We start from the raw sequence: 2,720 nt of genomic DNA, 5'->3' as shown, positions 1-2,720 counted from the left end.
GTCGGCGTACCGCCGTGCCCCGCGTCCTCGAACGCGTCGGTGGACGTCGGCCAGCCAGCGGTCGAACCGGCGGTCCGCGACGCAGGGCTCCAGGACGTCCACGCCACGCCCGCGCGCTGGCCGAGCTCGACCAGCTGCTCGTCGTCCAGCCCCGCCGTGCCCTCGGCGGGCTGCTCGTCGAACAGCAGCCGGTGCACCGCGGCGAACCGCTCCCGTCCGTCCGCGTCCAGCACGCAGAGCGCGAGGTTGCCCGCGCGGGAGGAGTACTCGGTCGTGCTGGCGCCGTCGAGCATCGCGACCGGACGCTGCTCCAGGCTGACCTCGCCGTCCTCCACCGCCTGCTCCAGCCAGGCGCCGGCCTCCGCCTCGAAGGCGCGGCAGGCCGGGCACTGGAAGTCCTCGTAGACGACGACCGGCAGGGGGTCGGCCGCGTCGTCGGCGACGTGCAGGACCCCGCGGTCGTCGGTGACGCCGGTGGGCTTCACGAGCGGCGACTCGTCCTGCGGCGTCGAGCGGCTCAGGCCCCACGCGGTGAGGGCGACCAGGGCGACCACGACCGCGAGCACGCCCAGCGTCACCGCGTGCGGACGCGCCGCACCGCGCGCTCGTCTGCGGGCGCCTGCTCGTCCGTCTGCTCAGTCACGGTCGTTCCTCCGGTCTCGCCCCCGCACCCTACGGCCGGACGCGGTCGGCGGCAGCCCGGTCCGGCACGACGAAGGGGCGCCCCGGTCGCTCGTGCGACCAGGGCGCCCCCTCGGGTGCGTCGCGGCGATCAGCCCTGACGGGCGGCGGCCACGGCCTTCTGCAGGTCGGCCGACGTCGGGATGGTCTCCTGGCCGTTCGCGCTGCCCTTGACCTCCTTGCCGTCGACGACGACGGTCGGCGTGCCGCCGTAGCCGGCGTCGCGCCAAGCGTCCGTCGCGTCCTCGATCCAGGGCTCGAAGCGACCGTCCTCGACGCACGAGGACACCTTGTCGCCGGCGCCGGCCTGCTTGGCCATCTCGACCAGGGTGTCGTCGGGCAGGCCCTCGCCGCCCTCGGCGGGCTGGTTGGCGTAGAGCAGCTGGTGCATGTCGTAGTAGGCCTGGACGCCCTTCTCGTCGAGCACGCAGAGCGCGGCGTTGGTGGCGCGCGTCGAGTAGTCGGTGGTGCTGGCCTGGTTCAGGAACGACACCGGGCGGTACTCGAGGGTGACCTCGCCCTTGTCGACGGCCTGCTTCATCCAGGTGCCGCTGCCGGCCTCGAACGCCTGGCAGCCGGGGCACTGGAAGTCCTCGTACATGACGATCGGCACGGGGTTCGTCGCCGGCTTGCCGGTCGCGACCTCGGTCGTGTACTCGATCGCGAAGTCCTCGGTGGTGTTCGCGGGGGCGACCAGCGGCTTGTCGTTCTCCTTCTGCAGCTGCTGGTAGCCGAGCGCCGCGGCGGCGATGAGGGCCACGACGGCGACGACGATCACGGTGGTGATCCGGTTGCGCTGCCGGCGGGACGCCTTCTCGCGCTCCTTGCGCATCTGCTCGGCGCGGGCGGCGCGCTGCTGGCGGTCGTTGGTCACTGAACGTCTCCTGGGGTCACGGGTTGTCCAACGCGCGAGCGGCACCGCGAGTTCCGGCGGGCGGCCCGTCGCAGGCCACGTGCACTCTATCGGGGCTCGTCCGGCGTCACGGCTAGTGTGTCGTGCGTGAACGACCGACTGGTGTGGATCGACTGCGAGATGACCGGCCTCTCCCTCGAGGACGACGCGCTCATCGAGGTGGCGGCGCTCGTCACCGACTACGAGCTCAACGTCCTCGGCGACGGCATCGACGTGGTGATCAAGCCGCCGGCGGCCGCGCTGGAGCAGATGAACGAGTTCGTGACGCAGATGCACACGTCCTCGGGACTGCTCGAGGAGCTTGACGGCGGGATGACCCTGCGCGAGGCCGAGGAGGCCGTGCTGACGTACGTCCGCGAGTTCGTCCCCGAGCCGCGCAAGGCTCCCTTGGCCGGCAACACCGTCGGCACCGACCGCACCTTCCTGGCCCGCGACATGGTCGAGCTCGAGGCCCACCTGCACTACCGCGTCGTCGACGTCTCCAGCATCAAGGAGCTGTCGCGCCAGTGGTTCCCGCGGGCCTACTTCAACGCCCCCGCCAAGCACGGCAACCACCGCGCGCTGGCCGACATCACCGAGAGCATCGCCGAGCTGCGCTACTACCGCGAGGCCGTGTTCGTGCCCGCGCCCGGGCCGGACAGCGAGACCGCGAAGGCCATCTCCGAGCGCATCAGCCCCTCCGGTTCCTGACCTCCGGGAGGCATGCACTACAGTGTTCCTCGCCGTTCCCGGTGCAGCCGGGGACGCGCGGTGGGCGTAGCTCAGTTGGTAGAGCACCGGCTTGTGGTGCCGGTGGCCGCGGGTTCAAGTCCCGTCGTCCACCCCCGCGATACGAGCCCCGTCGTCGAATGACGACGGGGCTCGTCGCATTCCCGGACCCTCCCGGCTGTCACCCAAACTTCACCGGGCGGAGTCTTGTCGCCCGTCGGACCCCGTCCCTAGGGTTCGAGACGCCGCCTCGGGTGGGGCGGCGCACCACGACACATCGGGGGAACCTTCGTGAGCTCATCGCCACGTCTTGTCCGCGCCCGCTGGGCCACCGGCCTGGCCGGCGCCCTGCTGGCCGCCGCACTGCCGCTCACCGCGGGCAGCGCGAGCGCCGCGGACGACGTCACCATCGACCGGC

At 72.1% G+C, this 2,720-nt stretch carries 3 protein-coding genes and 1 tRNA gene; 2 read left to right on the top strand and 2 right to left on the bottom strand.

Features of this window, described 5'->3' with window-relative positions:
* Together AC2W7G_RS13305 and AC2W7G_RS13300 are read right to left on the bottom strand one after the other, a co-directional pair.
* On the bottom strand, positions 1-566 hold a 566-nt coding region (locus AC2W7G_RS13305), incomplete at its 3' end, for a DsbA family protein (protein WP_485868860.1).
* 206 nt (positions 567-772) lie between these two features.
* Positions 773-1,555: a DsbA family protein gene (locus tag AC2W7G_RS13300; RefSeq protein WP_485868859.1), complete on the bottom strand. Its 783-nt coding sequence runs from the start codon at positions 1,553-1,555 to the stop codon at positions 773-775.
* 126 nt (positions 1,556-1,681) lie between these two features.
* Here AC2W7G_RS13300 and orn point away from each other — a divergent pair, with 126 nt between their 5' ends.
* Positions 1,682-2,284: an oligoribonuclease gene (orn, locus tag AC2W7G_RS13295; protein ID WP_485868858.1), complete on the top strand. Its 603-nt coding sequence runs from the start codon at positions 1,682-1,684 to the stop codon at positions 2,282-2,284.
* Between the two features lie 60 nt (positions 2,285-2,344).
* Positions 2,345-2,417 (top strand) — tRNA-His (locus AC2W7G_RS13290).
* The last annotated feature ends 303 nt before the right edge of the window (positions 2,418-2,720 follow it).

It is taken from the genome of Aeromicrobium sp. PFPM2_SD2, from assembly GCF_057364525.1.
Note: the sequence above shows the minus strand (reverse complement) of the source record. Positions and strands in the feature narration are given on the sequence as shown.